Origin of the sequence: Marinobacter sp. SBS5 (genome assembly GCF_048285575.1) — a bacterium.
GTDB lineage: Bacteria > Pseudomonadota > Gammaproteobacteria > Pseudomonadales > Oleiphilaceae > Marinobacter.
Genome location: NZ_JBLWAZ010000001.1, coordinates 977,983 through 993,484 on the forward strand (window position 1 = coordinate 977,983; position 15,502 = coordinate 993,484).

Here is a 15,502-nt window from a genome sequence, read left to right on the forward strand (position 1 = left end):
TCAGTCTCTATCAATGGTGCCGGCAAAGTACATCTCGATACGAAAAATCACGGAAGCCTGATCTTTAAAGCTTTCCTCACGGGGGAATTCCAGGGCTGGAATGAGCTCAGCAAATAGCCAGTCCTCGTACACCCGGTAGCGCCAGGTCACATCCGCGAAGTAGGAGGTGGTTCGCCACGAAGGCTGGCTTTCACCAAGAACACCGATTCGGGGCGAAACAACGGATCGCGAGCTCAAACGTTTACGAAGGCTGAACAGCTGCGCCGCCTCGAATTTTCGGTCGCTGTGCACCCACTCTAACTCAGACGATGTGAAGAAGTGCCAGCCGTTCCATGCCGGCCGATCCGCGCCGAACCAAGAGCGGGAGCCCCAGCCGGAGGTGTGGTAATAATAAACTCGTTGCTTTACACCGATTCGCCAGTTGTCTGCAGCCAGCCAACGCTTGTCGGCTTCTAAGCGCCAGAACATCTCGGGTGGAAGCCTAAGCCTGCCACCGACATCCATCGACAGATTGATGGCATCGCCCACGTCGGTTAAATACCGTAGGGCACCGGTGGGCTCGGTATCGGTTCGCTCCGGTTCAGTCAGCTGCCGATCCCGCTCTCGTTCACCCAACGGGACCAGTTCGTCGCTGTCACTTTCGATGACCAGGCGGAGCTTCTTTTTCGTGGTGGGCAGATCAAGGCGAAAGCGCACTTCTGGCTTAAATTGCGCTGGGTCGCTGTATTCGGACTCCGCCGCAAAGCCGAGCCGAAGGTAACTCTCATTGTTCGGCAAGGCATGTTCAGAGCCTGACAAGGTTCGGTCTGCCCAGTTTCCAATCCCCTGAACCTTGCTGCCATGCAGGCGTTCCTGATGAATGACCCAGTTACTGGCGCTCAACCACCAGGAATCCACCGGCTCAGCCCAGTATTCGTCTGGTTCAACGGTATAAAACGAAGCTGGTAAGCGGTAGGGAGAGAGCTTATCCGCTAAGGACTCTTCTTCGACGGTAATCGGGCCTGCACTGCGAGCATCCGGAGATACGGCCAATAGCAGCGGCAAGAGAAGAGCAAAACATGAGAGGTAACGCAGAAAGAGCCCCTTAACTGAATTCAAGCAACCACTGATTATGCAGTTCCGCTACTTGCTGCTCAACCTCAACCAAAGGCTGGTTGTTATCAATGATCGCGTCTGCTTTCGAACGGCGATCTTCCCGAGCCATCTGAGCCGCCATAATACGCTCGACCTGCTCGCGGGAATTGTCATCCCGAGCCATGGTGCGCTCTAGCTGAACGGATTCTGGCACGTCGATGACGAGAATCTTATTTACGAGTTCGTGTTGGTCCGTCTCCAGTAATAACGGCGAAACCAGTAGAGTATACGGCAGGGTGTAATCCGCTGGCTGCAGCTGGCGGATAAGTTCTTCGCGAATAATCGGATGTAACAGACCCTCAAGCCAAGCCCGCTCCTCTGGCTCCGCAAATACCCGGTGCCGCAACCACGCTCGATCAAGCGCACCGTCTGCCAACAGCACTTCATCGCCAAAGTGCTCAGCAATCGCCTTTAACGCAGGCGAACCCGGCTCAACCACCTCCCGAGCCACATCATCCGCATCCACCCAGTGCACGCCCAACTCCCCAAATAGCCGCACTACCGTAGACTTCCCGGAACCAATCCCGCCTGTTAATCCAACAATCGCCAATTCACTCACTCCCAGCCATCAAACCCCAAGAAACCCATACCAAGCCGAAACAATCTCCGCACCAAACCACAAACAAATCACCCCGGCCACCGCCAAATAAGGCCCAAACGGAATCGGCACCTCCCGTCCATGCTTGCGGAACACCATCAAACTAATGCCAACAACTGCACCAACCAGAGACGAAATCAAAATCACCGCCGGCAACACCTGCCAGCCCAGCCAGGCACCAAGGGCTGCAAGCAACTTGAAATCACCATGCCCCATACCTTCCTTGCCGGTTAGCAGCTTGAACAGCCAGTACACTGACCAGAGCGATAGATAGCCCGTTATCGCGCCCCAGAACGCGCTCTCGAAGTCTGTCAGTGTGCCAAAGTAATTCAGTACCAAGCCTAGCCACATCAGCGGTAGCGTAATGCTGTCTGGCAGCAGTTGAGTATCAAAATCAATCACCGTCAGCGCAACCAGTGCCCAGATTAACAGCAACGCCCAAAGTGCTGCTTCCGTAGGGCCTAGCAAGCAAACTGTGATCACCGAGGCGGCAGCGGTAAACGCTTCAATCAAAGGATAGCGGGCTGAAATTCGGGTTTTACAGGAAGAACATTTACCTCCCAGGATCAGCCAGCTAACTACTGGGATGTTCTCCCAAGCGCGGATCTTGTGGCTACAGGACGGGCAGGTAGAGGCCGGTTTCGAGAGTGTGATGGGAGTATCGGTGGTGCGTTTCTCATCCGGAACCTCAAGAAACTCCTCACACTGGCAGCGCCAGTCTTGGTGCATCATCTTGGGTAGGCGCAGGATCACCACGTTTAGGAAGCTGCCAATGCAGAGGGAAACGAGGGTGACGGTGGTGTAGAGAAGCCAGGGGGTTGATAGGAAGGTTTCTAGTGATGGCATCGGAGACTCGTAGGCGAACGTTTTAACTCCCGGAGGAGTGTAAATGCAGTTTTATATTTCCCTCTCCCGTTCCGGGAGAGGGTTGGACGGGCCGGCAGCGCTCCAGGTAGGGGGGGTTATCCGACAACCTGACCCATCTGAAAGATTGGCAGATACATCGCAATAATCAAACCACCAACCAGTACCCCAAGTACCGCCATTATTATTGGTTCCATCAATGCCGTCAGGTTGTCGACCATGTCGTCGACCACGGCTTCATAATGCGTGGCGACCTTTTCCAGCATTTCGTCTAAGTTACCGGACTCTTCGCCAATCGCGGTTAGCTGAACGGCCATAACTGGGAATACATCTTGTTGGCGCATAGACGCTTGAAGCTGGGTGCCGCTCGATACATCGTTTTTGATGTTCATGATGGCGTCGCGATAAACGGCATTGCCTGTTGCTCCGGCTACAGAGTCCAACGCATCAACCAGAGGTACACCCGCAGCAAATGTCGTCGAGAGCACTCGGCCAAATTTTGCTACGGCAGACTTGTCGAGAATTTCGCCGATAATAGGTAATTTCAGAACATACTTGTCGATAGTGTCTGAAAACTTTTGTGAGCGTTGCTTGGCTTCTCTAAATAGAAAAATAAATCCGACGATCCCTAAAAGTACGACAAACCACCAAGTTTGAAGCCACTCGGATAGCCTTACTACCATTTGCGTAAATACTGGTAGTTCTGCGCCGAAACCCTGGAACAGACTTTCAAATTGAGGAACGACCTTTATAAGCAGAATTGCGGTAACTATAACCGCCACCACAACGATGGCCGCGGGGTAGGTCATAGCTTTTTTGACTTTTTTCTTCAACAGCTCGGTTTTCTCTAGGTAAGTTGCAATTCGGTCTAGCATAGATTCCAGAGCACCGGCCTGCTCACCTGAATCCACTAAGTTGCAGTAAAGCTCATTGAAATGTTTCGGGTGCTTGCGCAATGCTCCTGCAAAGCTAGTACCGGAAGATATGTCGTTCCGGATAGACATCACCAGCTCTTGAAGTCCTTTGTTCTCAAGGCCGTCTGCAACAATGTCAAAACTCTGCACCAAAGGCACGCCCGCTTTCATCATAGTCGCCAACTGGCGTGTAAGCATGGCGATGTCGAAAGGCGTAATCTTCTTGCTGCCTCCGAACAAGGGCTTCGGCTTCTTTTTGACTTTGTCTGGAATAATACCCTGTTTGCGAAGTTGGGCTTTCACCAGTGCCAAGCTAACGCCGCTAAGCTCTCCCTTGGTCTTGTTACCTTTACGGTTTTTGCCTTCCCAAACGTACACTTCCAGCTTTTGTGATTTTTCTGCCATGCTTAATCCTTCGTCACGCGGTTGGCTTCCTCGAGACTGGTTACGCCCTGAACCACCTTCATCAGGGCCGACTGTCTTAGAGTGCGGAAGCCTTCGGCCTGTGCTTGTTTAGCGATTTGAATCGAACTGCCTTCTTCCATAATCATGTTGGCCAGCTCGTCTGTTACCTTGACTACCTCGTAAATACCGACGCGGCCCTTATACCCACCACTGCATTTATCACAGCCCTTGGGGCGGAACAATGTGAACCCTGTATCAATTTGTTCCTGTGTGAACCCTTCCGCTAAAAGCACCTCTTTTGGCACATCGGCTGGCTGTTTGCAGCTACAAAGGCGGCGGCCTAGGCGCTGAGCGATAATAAGGCTAACAGAGGTGGCGATGTTGAACGCGGGAACGCCCATGTTCATCATTCGGGTGAGGGTTTCTGCTGCGCTATTCGTGTGCAGTGTAGAGAGAACCAAGTGACCGGTTTGGGCTGCTTTGATCGCAATGTTAGCAGTTTCCAAGTCTCGGATCTCACCGACCATGATCACGTCCGGGTCCTGCCGGAGGAAAGCGCGAAGTGCTTCAGCGAAACCTAGGCCAACTCGTGTGTTTACGTTAACTTGGTTGATGCCTTCCAGGTTAATTTCGGCAGGATCTTCAGCGGTGGAAATGTTTCGCTCGTTGGTGTTTAAGATGTTCAGGCCAGTGTAAAGAGACACCGTTTTGCCAGAGCCGGTAGGGCCGGTGACGAGAATCATGCCCTGAGGTTGCTCCAGGGCTTCGAGGTACAGTTTCTTCTGATCTTCCTCATAACCAAGAACGTCGATACCCAACTTGGCTTGGCTGGGGTCAAGAATCCGAAGCACGATTTTCTCACCCCAGAGTGTTGGCAGGGTGTTGACTCGGAAATCGATGGCTTTGGTTTTCGATAGTTTCATTTTAATCCGGCCGTCCTGGGGCACTCTGCGTTCAGATATGTCCAGTTGAGCCATGATCTTGACGCGTGCAGAGATCTTCGGGGCAAGTTTAATGGAGGGGCGGGAAACCTCTTTAAGAATGCCGTCCGTACGATAGCGAACTCGATAGGTTTTTTCGTAAGGCTCGAAGTGTACGTCTGAGGCGCCGCCACGAATTGCATCCAGAAGCATCTTGTTGACGTATTTTACGATTGGTGCATCGTCAACTTCTGCGGTTGACGCCGCGTTGTCGTCTTCGCTCTCGCCTCCTTCTGTTTCAACGCCTTCGAGGTCCGCGTCGTCAAGATTGCCCATAGATGTATCGTGGGATTCAAGATATTTCTCGATGGCAGTGCGAAGCTTTGCGTCGTCGACGAGAACTGCGTCGGTGCTCAGGCCCGTATTGAACTTGATCTCATCCAGCGCCTGAATGTTGGTGGGGTCAGAAACGGCAATAAACAGCCGGTTGCCCCTTTTATATAAAGGCAGCGCGTTGTGCTTCCTGATCAGCTTCTCGTCAACAGATTTCTCCGGCATCATCTCTGGCAGGAAGGAGTCCAAGTCCAAAACCGAGATGCCGAACTCCATTGCAGCAGAAAATGCCAGTTTCGAACTGTCGGCAAGGTCATTTTGAGTGAGATAGGTGATCAGTGGAATGCGGTTCTCGGACGCTTGAATGAATGCATCTTTCGCGATGTCTTCGTCCAGAAGCCCGTCATCGACAAATCGACGGGCTAGGCCCGTTAGCGTTACGTTTTGCTTGCTGCTAGCCATAAGTGCTCTGAGGAAAGTCTTGTAAGTGGCTGAATCACGTATTTATGAGCACAGAGTTTAGATGTAGTGGCCGGATTTGGAAAGGTCGCTAGGTCTCAGGTTTGGTTTTTGGTTTGGCTTGTATGCGAGTGTGTCGAGGTTGCCCAAGGTCAGTGTGGTGGTCAAGTGACAAAAAGTGTCACTCCCGGTCGCTTTGCGACTCAAGAAATGCTCGATTTTTTTGTGTGATGCGTGTCACACGGATACTTTAACCTGTTGAGTCGACGCTGTTTTTAAATGTTATCTTGCATTTGGCATGCGCGATGCTTAACTTACCACATGCTCAACGCGGTCATGGGGCAATGCTCCACCGTCCCAGAGTTACTAAGAACCAAAAACGACAAAAGAGGTCGAATTATGCAAAAGATTCAAGCGAAGAAAGGGCAGAACGGTTTTACTCTGATTGAATTGATGATCGTTGTTGCGATTATCGGTATTTTGGCAGCGGTGGCCATCCCTGCTTATCAAGATTACATTGCGCGCTCTCAAGCGACAGAGGCGGCAACTCTGCTTGGTGGGCTTAAAACGCCAATTTCAGAATATTATCTGAGTAACGGCGCCGTTCCAACGAAAGCGCAGCTTGGATCTATTACCGAGACTGGGGAGTATGTCGCGAGCATTGGTTTCGATGGGACAGATACATACACAGCGACATTTAAAGGTGCTGGTAGTGTTTCTGCGAAACTTGCGACACAGACTATGGCACTGACATTCGTTACAACAAACAGTTCGTTCACGTGGAGCTGCTCAATGCCCTCTGAAATCGCGCCGAAGAACTGCTAATATAGACCGCGAGTTTAGACTCTGAGCTAAACTAGACCGCTCTTGCGACCAAGAGCGGTCTTCTAATGGTGTTTGCTTGAAAATCACTCCTCTAGAACTGTTCAAAATATTGCTGTTTGCTGCATTGCTTTCCGCAATTTCACTTTTGGTACTATGGCCGGGCTTGCACGGTAGTTTTTATCTGGACGATTACCCAAACTTGGCTGGGCTTCCGAGGTCAGGTGACGTAAGTCTATCTTGGCTGAATTATCTTCTGAACCCTCCCGTGGGTGGTAGTGGGCGCCCAATAGCTTATATATCGTTTATGTTGCAGTCGGATAGTTGGCCCACGCAACCTTACCCCTTCAAATTGGTGAATCTATACATTCATTTGGTGAACGGCGCGCTTGTATCTGTTTTGGCATACTTGATTGGGCGCGTTACGTTCTTCGGCGAAGCTAAGTCAACAAAGCTTGTTATTATTAGTTTGTTGGCAGGTTTTATCTGGCTTATTTTGCCGATGAGTCTGAGTACGGTTTTTTATGTTGTTCAAAGAATGACATTGTTATCGACGTCAATGATTCTTATAGCACTTATTGGTTTTTGTTACCTAAGGGGGCGGTATGATAAATGGGCAAGACGCGAGTATCTAATTGCCACCTTCATATTAGGTGTTGGGTACTTGGGAGTGTTCGCCAAAGAGACCGCGGTTCTAACAGGTTTGTTGGTTCTCGCCATCGACTACGCTGTCTTCTCCAAAGTCAGGGCTCAGCTCAGTAAGACGTGGAAACTGATTTTTTTGGTTCTTCCTTTGGGCATAGTCTTTGGTTACCTGTTGCTGGCTGGTAGGATTTTTGGCGAATACAGTTATCGACCATTTACTTTTTCTCAGAGAATTTTGTCTGAGTCCGTCATTGTTCTCGATTATCTCGGAAAGATACTCTTTCCTACGAATGCCCGGATCAATCTATACAACGACGGGTATCCCTTTGAGAGTGTTTCCGGCAACCATCTGCTTGTATTTTTTACGATCCTAGTTTGGATAGTGCTTTTTATCATAGCGATGACGCGAAAGAAGAGGATGCTATCTTTTGGGGTTCTTTTTTTTCTGACGGCGCATTTGCTCGAGTCGACGGTAATCCCGCTTGAATTGTATTTTGAACACCGGAACTACCTGCCTGCCGTCGGGTTGATTATTGCTTTGACCATAGGTCTAGGAGAGTGGCTGCTTCGGTTGCGGCAGTCCAGTCGATTGAAAGGCACGTTTGCATTGTTGTTGGTGATCTTGTGGATTGGGTGGATTGCGGTGGTCAGTGCGATTGAGTCCAGAGTATGGGGGGATCCGAGAGCATTTGCCGTTGCTGCTTTAACTGAGCGGCCGAACTCGCTTCGGGCGAGGCAAGAATTTGGAACATTCCTCATGGGTGTTGGAGATTATATGGGGGCGGCCAACGTTCTTTATAGTATTGATTCTAGATTCGGTATTTTTGCTGGCACGTATGCACAGCTATTAATGCTGAAATGTTATGAAGCAGATGTTCCGGTTCCTAGTCAGTCAAGATTGCGATCAATTCTTGAGGGAGCTGCATTCGACCGTGGTACAGAGCCCGCCCTACAAGATATTTGGCGAATGAAGCGATTTAAACGGGATGCCTGTCAAAATGTAAGTGTTGCAACTTTGCTGTCTGTAATTGAAGCGCTGTTAAGCAATCCAGCGTATAGGAATAGGAATGACTTACATGTTTTGAAATCCTTGGTTCTAGCAGATCAGGGCGAATGGATTAAGGCAGCTGAAGCTGTTGATCAAATAAGCAGAGATCGATTGACGGTAGAGGAACTTGTGTTGGGGGCCCGTTTTTATAGTCAGGCAGGTGAGCACCAAAAGGCTATGGCTCTTTTGTCCGAGGCTGAGTCGCTTAGTTCCGGACCTTTAAGCAAGGTGGTTCATGCGGCACAAATTGAGAAGGTAAGAGCAACCATCACCGGTAAGGAAGGTAAAGTTTACCCTGGAGTATCTACGCAATGACTAGGTTAAGCATTTCGGTTGTTATTCCTGCAAAGAATGAAGCGCGCAATCTCGAAAAATTATTGCCTCGGCTCAAGGCTGCGTTGCCTGATGCAGAGCTGCTTGTTGTCAATGACGGCTCAGAGGATGATACGGCAGATGTGGTTGAACGTTTTAATGTGTCTTGTATTCATCATGAATACAGTATGGGAAATGGGTCTGCAGTTAAAACAGGTGCCCGAGCGGCGAAAGGAGAAGTGCTTGTGTTCATGGATGGTGATGGCCAACATGATCCTGCCCAAGTAAAACTTCTGCTCGATCAAATTGATCGTGGAGCGGATCTAGTTGTCGGTGCCCGCAACTCCAAGGGGCAAGCAAGCATAGGAAGGCAGTTGGCCAATAATTTCTACAATTGGTTCGGGTCACTTGTCACAGGATTCAAAATTCAGGACTTGACCTCCGGTTTTAGGGCTGTGAAAGCATCAAAGTTCAGGCAGTTTCTTAATCTATTGCCGAACGGGTTTTCGTACCCCACAACCAGTACAATGGCGTTTCTTAGAAGTGGCTATGTAGTGAAATTCGTGCCGATTGAAGTCGAGAAAAGGGACGGTAAGAGTCACATTCGCCCTATAAAAGATGGAATCCGTTTTCTGCTAATTATTTTCAAGGTTGCGACGCTATACTCGCCATTAAAAGTTTTTGTTCCCTTGGCCGCAGTTTCTTTCGTGCTTGGATTGTCGAGATATGCTTATACGTATTGGTTGGACGGGACGTTCACCAATATGTCCGCGCTTCTGCTGATCGCGTCTGTGCAGATATTTCTGATGGGGCTTGTATCTGAGCAGATAACGGCCCTGATATACAAAGATCGTGACTAGTTCAAAGTTTGAAATGACAGCTGCACGCACCAAGCTTCTCGTACTGAGCTCAACTTACCCTCGCTGGAGTGATGATTCGGAGCCGTCATTTGTGCACGAGTTGTCCAAACGGCTTGCCGATGACATGGATGTCACCGTTTTGTGTCCTAGCGCTAAAGGTGCGCAGCGGCTTGAGAGAATGGACGGCGTAAAGGTTGTTAGATATCGATATGCCCCGAATGCATTGGAAACACTGGTGCATAACGGAGGCATCGTCGGTAATCTTGCGTCGAAACCGTGGAAGGTAGCTCTTCTACCCACATTCTTGTTGTCTCAGCTTTTTACGGCGCTTTGGCTGTGTTTGCGCTCTCGGCCAGATGTAATGCATGCACACTGGCTGGTCCCTCAAGGTCTTGTGGCTGCATTTTTGTCACTATGCTTGCGAAGAAAGGTTCCATTTGTCGTTACCTGCCACGGAACAGACCTTTGGTCTTTTAGGGGGCGTATTTGGGAGCCTATCAAGCGATGGGCCGCGCGCGAAGCTTCCGTGATGGCTGTTGTTAGTAAGGTCATGGAAGACGAATTGGCTAATCAGGTCGGCCAGATCAACAACGTTGTTATTGCTCCGATGGGCGTTGATTTGGAAAAGCGTTTCCGCCCCGCGTTTAACGGGAGGCCTTGCACTTACCAGATTATAACCGTAGGCCGCCTCGTTGAAAGTAAAGGGGTGGAGTATCTGATTGGGGCTATGCCTGAGTTAGTGCATAGGTTTCCTGCCGCAACAGCCGTAATCGTGGGGGATGGCCCTGATAGAATCCGGTTGGAACGACTCGCCGTCCAACTCGGGGTGACAGATCATTGTGAGTTCTTAGGTAAAATCTCAAATAAGGAGCTTCCGGATTTGTACCGTTCCAGCTCAGTCTTCGTTGCTCCCTTCTTACAGGAAGGGTTGGGATTGGTTTGTATTGAGGCTCTAGGGTGTGGATGCCCTGTAGTTGCTTCGGACATACCCGCGCTTGCGGATATTATAGAGCACTCGGGGAAAGTTCACTTGGTACCCGCTAGGAGCAGAAAAGCTATTATAAGTGCGGTTACCGAAGTGTTTTCGAATTTTGATGAAGAGTTAAACGGTGCAAGACGCTCCCATTCTAGGCTGAGCGCTAAATTTGGATGGAATGTAGTGTCGGAAGGTTACGCTGCAATACTTCGCGGGGCAATGACACGGAATTGAGAGCTCCTATGGAATTTGCAAACTGCAGCGCCGACATTGTTATTCCTTTTTACAATAATTGGCCTGCGCTGTCTGCGTTATCTTGTGAGATTCAAAGCTGGTTAAATAAATACCCGCTGGTAAAAGTGTTTGTTGTTGATGATGGCTCATTTGAACAGGTGGATGCGCAACCTTCAGTCTTTTCTAGCCACGCTCGTGCCACATTAATCAGGCATCCAAAGAACCGTGGGAGAGCCGCTGCTTGCAATACTGGCATTCGGGCGGGAGGCTCAGAGTTCGTCATCTTCCTTGATGTAGATTGCATACCCCAAGACGACTGGTTAGATAGTTTTTTTCTGGGTGTGCATTCAGGCGCAAATTGTGTTTTTGGCAACCTGAGGGCTGAGGGGCAATCATACTGGTCTCGGTATCTCAACGAGCTATATGCGAAGAAAGCCAGATCCTATCTGAAAGGGTCCTTAGACTTTGGTACCCCGTTTTGTATGTTCCGTCGGGAGCTTCTAAACCATGTAGGGGGGTTCAGCGAGGAATATTCACGATACGGATTTGAAGATCGAGACTTAGTACAAAATCTTATTAATTCAGTAGAAATTAATCCTCTGTTTTTAGCAGATGTATATGCAGTTCACTCTGCCCCGACGAGTGTAGAATCCGTGTTGAAAAAGGCTTCGGAATCAGGGGCGTTCAGTGCTAGGGTGTTTTCTCGGCGATTTCCAGACAGTTATCGAAAAACAGGTTACTGGTATCTTGATGCCCAGGAACACTCTGCCCTCTATAACATTCCTCTAGCTATTCTGTGGTTTCTGGTTGATAAAAATGTGTTTGCCGTCAAAACGTTGATGGAGAAGAGAGCCTTGCCTTACCGTGCTTGGAAGCCACTCATTAAATTAAGTTCCGGGCTGGCATTTTTTTACGGCACATCTCTGGAAGTACGGCGATGAATTGCGTCACTGTGAATCGAAGCTTGGAGGTGTCAATGGATCCTGAAGTGAGCATCATTATCCCAGTTTTTCAAGATCAAGCTGGCTTGGAGCGATGTCTTATGGCGATTTCAAGGCAGAGTGGTGTTCTTGTGGATGGACTTGAGGTAATCGTGGTTGATAATGGCTCTGAACCTCCGCTGACTTTGCCGAAAGAGCTCCCGTATACGGCTAACTTGCTAGCTTGTGCAAAAAAGGGTGCTTACGCTGCTCGCAATGCAGGAGTGGGGGCAGCGAATGCTAAGGTTCTTGCGTTCCTGGATGCAGACTGTTGGCCCGATAAATATTGGATTCAAGCTGGGCTAAAAGCTTTATCCAAAAGCGGTCGAAATAGTATTTTTGGTGGTGAAGTTTTATTCGAACAATCACCGCGGCCAACCGTTGTTGAGTCTTACCAGCTTTTAATGGGATTTGGGCAAAATCATGCTATTAAAAAACTAGGGTTTTCTGCTACAGCTAACATATTCGTTACTCGGGAAGTGTTTGAGAAGGTGGGCCCGTTTGATGAGAATCTCCTGTCTGGTGGTGATAGGGAGTGGTCATGGAGAGCGAGGAGCTTGGGGGTGTCACTTGATTTTTCAGAGGATGCTATTGTTTGGACAGAGCCCCGAAAGACCCTGAGGGGCGCTCTGATTCAAGCGCGAAGAGTTTCAGGTGGGCGGATGGGCCTAGAAAAAAATGCCGAAATTGTGCAGGCCATCGGCGTCGATAAAATTCAACCGAAGAAGGGGGTGCTAGAAAAATCTAAGGTTATCCTATTTGCACAAGGGATGCCTCTAATACGTCGTTTTATGATTTTTGGTGTGGCCATACTTATTCGAGCAGTCCACGATCTCGAGCGGATACGCATTAGGCTGGGTGGGGAGTTTGAGCGTAGATAAGGTGTAGTTCCAGCGAATGTAGGGTATTGGTGTCAAAGGTTTTATGTCTTTTGAATGTATTTGGGGCGTTCTGGGTTTGTTCTTATTGTAAATTGACCGTTAAATGCAACAGAATTCTTCAACTCTTCCTCCGTTAGTTTTCCCGCCAGCACGATCCTAGGGGCAGCTGTTTTCGCCAAGCTTATCCCTATAAATCGTCGAAGGACAACCTCTAAATAATCCGCAGGCCGTCCAGATTTTCAAAGCTGGACGTTATCAAGGTCATGCTATGAGTTGTAACCCCCCCCCCCCATATTGGAATATTTATGACTTGGTACGCGCTTTATCAGAAGCTGGCGAGGGGCAATGTCGAAACCAGCGCTAATCTGCGATGGTTTGGGAGGCGGTAATTGTGATTGCATTTTTGCGTTCGGGTGATAAAACAGAAGGCTGACTAACCGTCGCTGCGTCCCATACCAAAATTTAAAATTCTATAAGGCCTTTATGTTCAGCCAACTGAAAGAACTTTACTCCTTACTCACGAAAGAACAACGCAAAAAACTCGTGCGCCTGCAAGCTCTAGTAGTGCTCATGTCGTTCGCAGAAATCGCCTCTGTAGTTTCCATCGGTCCTTTTATGGCCTTGGTAGGAGACATCTCCCAGTTAGAGGGTAAAGGCATTCTAGCAGATGTTTACAGTGCGTCCGGCCTAGAAGGCCCGCGAGATTTTCTGTTCTGGCTAGGAATTGGTGTTCTGCTAGTCCTCGGAGTTGCAGCCTGCATCTCCATGTTCACTAGCTGGCGACTTTCCATGTACGGCACTAGGGTTGGTTCGGAGCTGGGCAACCGACTGTTCAAACACTACATGCACCAGCCCTGGCTGTTTCACGTCACTGGTAGTAGTAGCCAGTTGACCAATCGGATTGTGCAGGAATCCGGTCGGATAACTGGTCAAATCATTAATCCCTTAATGCAAATGAACGCCAAGCTAGTGATGGCCATCTTTATGGCGATGGCCGTGATTGTCTACGATCCAATGGTGGCCTTGGTTGGCTTGACAATATTCTCCAGCACTTATTTTTTGCTCTACAGAATTATCCGTCGTCGACTGGTACTAAACGGTCGCCATATCAGCGAAGCCCAGCAAATACGTTTCAAGCTAATGGGTGAAGGTTTTGGGGGTATTAAAGATGTTCTCCTACTAGGCAGGCAACAAGATTTCATTGACCGTTTTCAGGCAGCGAGTGAAAAGTTTGCCACTGCACAAGGTACTACCCAAGTTCTAAGTCAGGTGCCTCGCCATGCCATTGAGTTGATTGCCTTTGGCAGCGTAATTTTTCTGGTGCTTTACCTACTTGCAGCCCATAAAGGCGATCTGGGTAGCATTCTTCCGGTGCTTTCAGTTTATGCCTTAGCTGGGTTAAAGTTGTTACCGGCCTTTCAGCAGATATACACAGGACTGAGCCAGATCAGGGGTAACCTTGCTTCTTTTGATGCAGTACGGGACGACATGCGAGCGAGTAGTGTTCAAAAGGTGAGATCCGGCGTTCCGGTTAGCGGGCGTCTGGCCCCCCAAAAATGCATTCAGCTAAAGAGTCTCGTTTTTAGCTACCCTGGCCAAGAAGAGCCGGCACTCAAAAACCTAAATATTACAATTCCTGTAAATGGCGTTGTGGGTTTGGTGGGTGCATCCGGCTCTGGTAAATCTACTGTAATCGACCTGCTGCTCGGTCTTATAGAGCCGCAGGAGGGTAATCTTTTGATAGACGGCCAACCTCTCACCCTAAAGAACGTAAGAGCTTGGCAGAACAGTATAGGTTTTGTGCCTCAGTCTATTTTTCTCGCTGACAGTTCCATCCGTGAAAATATTGCGTTTGGCCTACCACCGGAAGCCGTAGATGAGGAAAAAGTGATCCGTGCTGCCAGCATGGCTCATCTGGACGAGATACTGGCAGAACTTCCAAATGGTCTGGATACGAGAGTTGGTGAGCGAGGCGTGCAACTTTCCGGCGGTCAGAGGCAGCGTATAGGTATTGCCCGAGCTCTTTACCACGATGCCGATGTGCTGGTTCTGGATGAAGCCACCAGCGCTTTGGATGGTATAACTGAGAAGCTCATTATGGACGCTATTCATGACTTCTCTGGAAGTAAAACCATTATCATGATCGCCCATCGTCTTGCAACGGTTCGTCAGTGCGATGCTATTTATTTGCTCGAAAAAGGCGAAGTAACCGATCAGGGAACCTATGGAGAACTTGCATCACGAAATGTTATATTTAAACGAATGGTAGAACATTCATGACCGAACGTTTAATGGTTTTTTAGAAGCCTAGCTTGTTTTGTTTTTTTTCTAGCAAATTAGATTTTTGACTTCGGTTAGTCTTTTTTAAAGCACTTGGGCTTATTCCGGTTCCAAGAGTTGCTGTTATTAAAGTAAATAAGTGCTTTATAGGTCGATGTTGCGGGGGGCTTCGAAGGGTGTCGTCACTCCAGATTGGATGGTTTTCATCTTCGCGAACTAGGTACATAAAGTTTAAATGAGATCCGTTTGCAATACCGCTATCATCGGTTCAATTTATTCCCGAGGTTATGAGGCGAGAAGTCGTCGAGAGGTGTTTTGATATTATTTCGTGGCCAGTAATGATAACAAGAAAAATGCTGTATTTTATAATTTCAATAAAGAAGGTGCTCGATGTGGATTGTAAGTATAAGGTTGTTGTCGTTGTGACGTTGAAAAAGTTGAGCTAACTGAGTCTTTTTACTCGGAAATTTCGTGATTACTTTGAGGGTTTTTCGGCGGATTAACGTTAGAGGTTTGCCATATTAAAGGCGCATCCCTATACAGGGGTTCAAGGGTTTTTATAAATTTATTTTTTATCTATACAGTCAGTCGAAAGTATTCAGGCAGGTGAGTGTTGCGCTACAAAGAAGCTCAGGTGCGTGGTCTCTCGGTTGTGGTGCAGTGCGATATGCTGGGCGGGTTTATTGCTTTCTCAATTCTAAAAAATTTAGTGATATTTGATGATTACGATAATGCTCGCAAGTCGATTATATATGCTTTGGAAAATCACCGTGAATTTTAAGCGTGTTTTGGTGAGGTGAATGGGGGGTTGGGTGAGATGGAAAGTATAAAACAAAG

At 48.6% G+C, this 15,502-nt stretch carries 13 protein-coding genes; 8 read left to right on the forward strand and 5 right to left on the reverse strand.

Annotation, left to right across the window (positions count from 1 at the left end):
* From ACNQ6O_RS04685 to pilB, 5 genes are all read right to left on the reverse strand, one after another.
* Nucleotides 1-1,098, reverse strand: a complete 1,098-nt coding sequence (locus ACNQ6O_RS04685) for a hypothetical protein (RefSeq protein WP_418052072.1) — start codon at nucleotides 1,096-1,098, stop codon at nucleotides 1-3.
* Nucleotides 1,085-1,684, reverse strand: coding sequence for a dephospho-CoA kinase (gene coaE / locus ACNQ6O_RS04690; RefSeq protein ID WP_418052073.1), 600 nt, complete (start codon nucleotides 1,682-1,684; stop codon nucleotides 1,085-1,087). The genes ACNQ6O_RS04685 and coaE overlap by 14 nt, the downstream gene beginning before the upstream one ends.
* A gap of 18 nt (nucleotides 1,685-1,702) precedes the next feature.
* Complete coding sequence (locus ACNQ6O_RS04695; RefSeq protein WP_418052074.1) at nucleotides 1,703-2,578, reverse strand: prepilin peptidase; 876 nt, start codon at nucleotides 2,576-2,578, stop codon at nucleotides 1,703-1,705.
* A gap of 116 nt (nucleotides 2,579-2,694) precedes the next feature.
* Complete coding sequence (locus tag ACNQ6O_RS04700; protein WP_418052075.1) at nucleotides 2,695-3,915, reverse strand: type II secretion system F family protein; 1,221 nt, start codon at nucleotides 3,913-3,915, stop codon at nucleotides 2,695-2,697.
* 2 nt (nucleotides 3,916-3,917) lie between these two features.
* Nucleotides 3,918-5,630 (reverse strand): type IV-A pilus assembly ATPase PilB, encoded by a 1,713-nt coding sequence (gene pilB, locus ACNQ6O_RS04705; protein ID WP_418052076.1) that lies wholly within the window; start codon nucleotides 5,628-5,630, stop codon nucleotides 3,918-3,920.
* A 396-nt stretch (nucleotides 5,631-6,026) separates the two neighbouring features.
* Here pilB and ACNQ6O_RS04710 point away from each other — a divergent pair, with 396 nt between their 5' ends.
* The 8 genes from ACNQ6O_RS04710 to ACNQ6O_RS04745 all read left to right on the forward strand — a co-directional run bounded on the left by ACNQ6O_RS04710 (nucleotide 6,027) and on the right by ACNQ6O_RS04745 (nucleotide 15,446).
* Nucleotides 6,027-6,452 carry a pilin gene (locus tag ACNQ6O_RS04710; RefSeq protein ID WP_418052077.1) on the forward strand — a complete coding sequence of 142 codons (426 nt, stop codon included), beginning with the start codon at nucleotides 6,027-6,029 and terminating at the stop codon, nucleotides 6,450-6,452.
* Nucleotides 6,453-6,528: 76 nt separating this feature from the next.
* Nucleotides 6,529-8,457 (forward strand): hypothetical protein, encoded by a 1,929-nt coding sequence (locus ACNQ6O_RS04715; RefSeq protein ID WP_418052078.1) that lies wholly within the window; start codon nucleotides 6,529-6,531, stop codon nucleotides 8,455-8,457.
* Nucleotides 8,454-9,314 (forward strand): glycosyltransferase family 2 protein, encoded by an 861-nt coding sequence (locus ACNQ6O_RS04720; RefSeq protein ID WP_418052079.1) that lies wholly within the window; start codon nucleotides 8,454-8,456, stop codon nucleotides 9,312-9,314. The genes ACNQ6O_RS04715 and ACNQ6O_RS04720 overlap by 4 nt, the downstream gene beginning before the upstream one ends.
* 13 nt (nucleotides 9,315-9,327) lie before the next feature.
* Nucleotides 9,328-10,524, forward strand: coding sequence for a glycosyltransferase (locus tag ACNQ6O_RS04725; RefSeq protein WP_418052271.1), 1,197 nt, complete (start codon nucleotides 9,328-9,330; stop codon nucleotides 10,522-10,524).
* Between the two features lie 8 nt (nucleotides 10,525-10,532).
* Entirely contained in the window at nucleotides 10,533-11,465 is a 933-nt protein-coding gene (locus ACNQ6O_RS04730) for a glycosyltransferase family 2 protein (protein WP_418052080.1), read from the forward strand.
* A gap of 35 nt (nucleotides 11,466-11,500) precedes the next feature.
* Nucleotides 11,501-12,385 (forward strand): glycosyltransferase family 2 protein, encoded by an 885-nt coding sequence (locus tag ACNQ6O_RS04735; protein ID WP_418052081.1) that lies wholly within the window; start codon nucleotides 11,501-11,503, stop codon nucleotides 12,383-12,385.
* 483 nt (nucleotides 12,386-12,868) lie between these two features.
* The gene (locus ACNQ6O_RS04740; RefSeq protein WP_418052082.1) at nucleotides 12,869-14,665 is read left to right on the forward strand and encodes an ABC transporter ATP-binding protein; all 1,797 of its coding nucleotides are present in this window, start codon (nucleotides 12,869-12,871) and stop codon (nucleotides 14,663-14,665) included.
* Between the two features lie 610 nt (nucleotides 14,666-15,275).
* Entirely contained in the window at nucleotides 15,276-15,446 is a 171-nt protein-coding gene (locus ACNQ6O_RS04745; RefSeq protein WP_418052083.1) for a hypothetical protein, read from the forward strand.
* The last annotated feature ends 56 nt before the right edge of the window (nucleotides 15,447-15,502 follow it).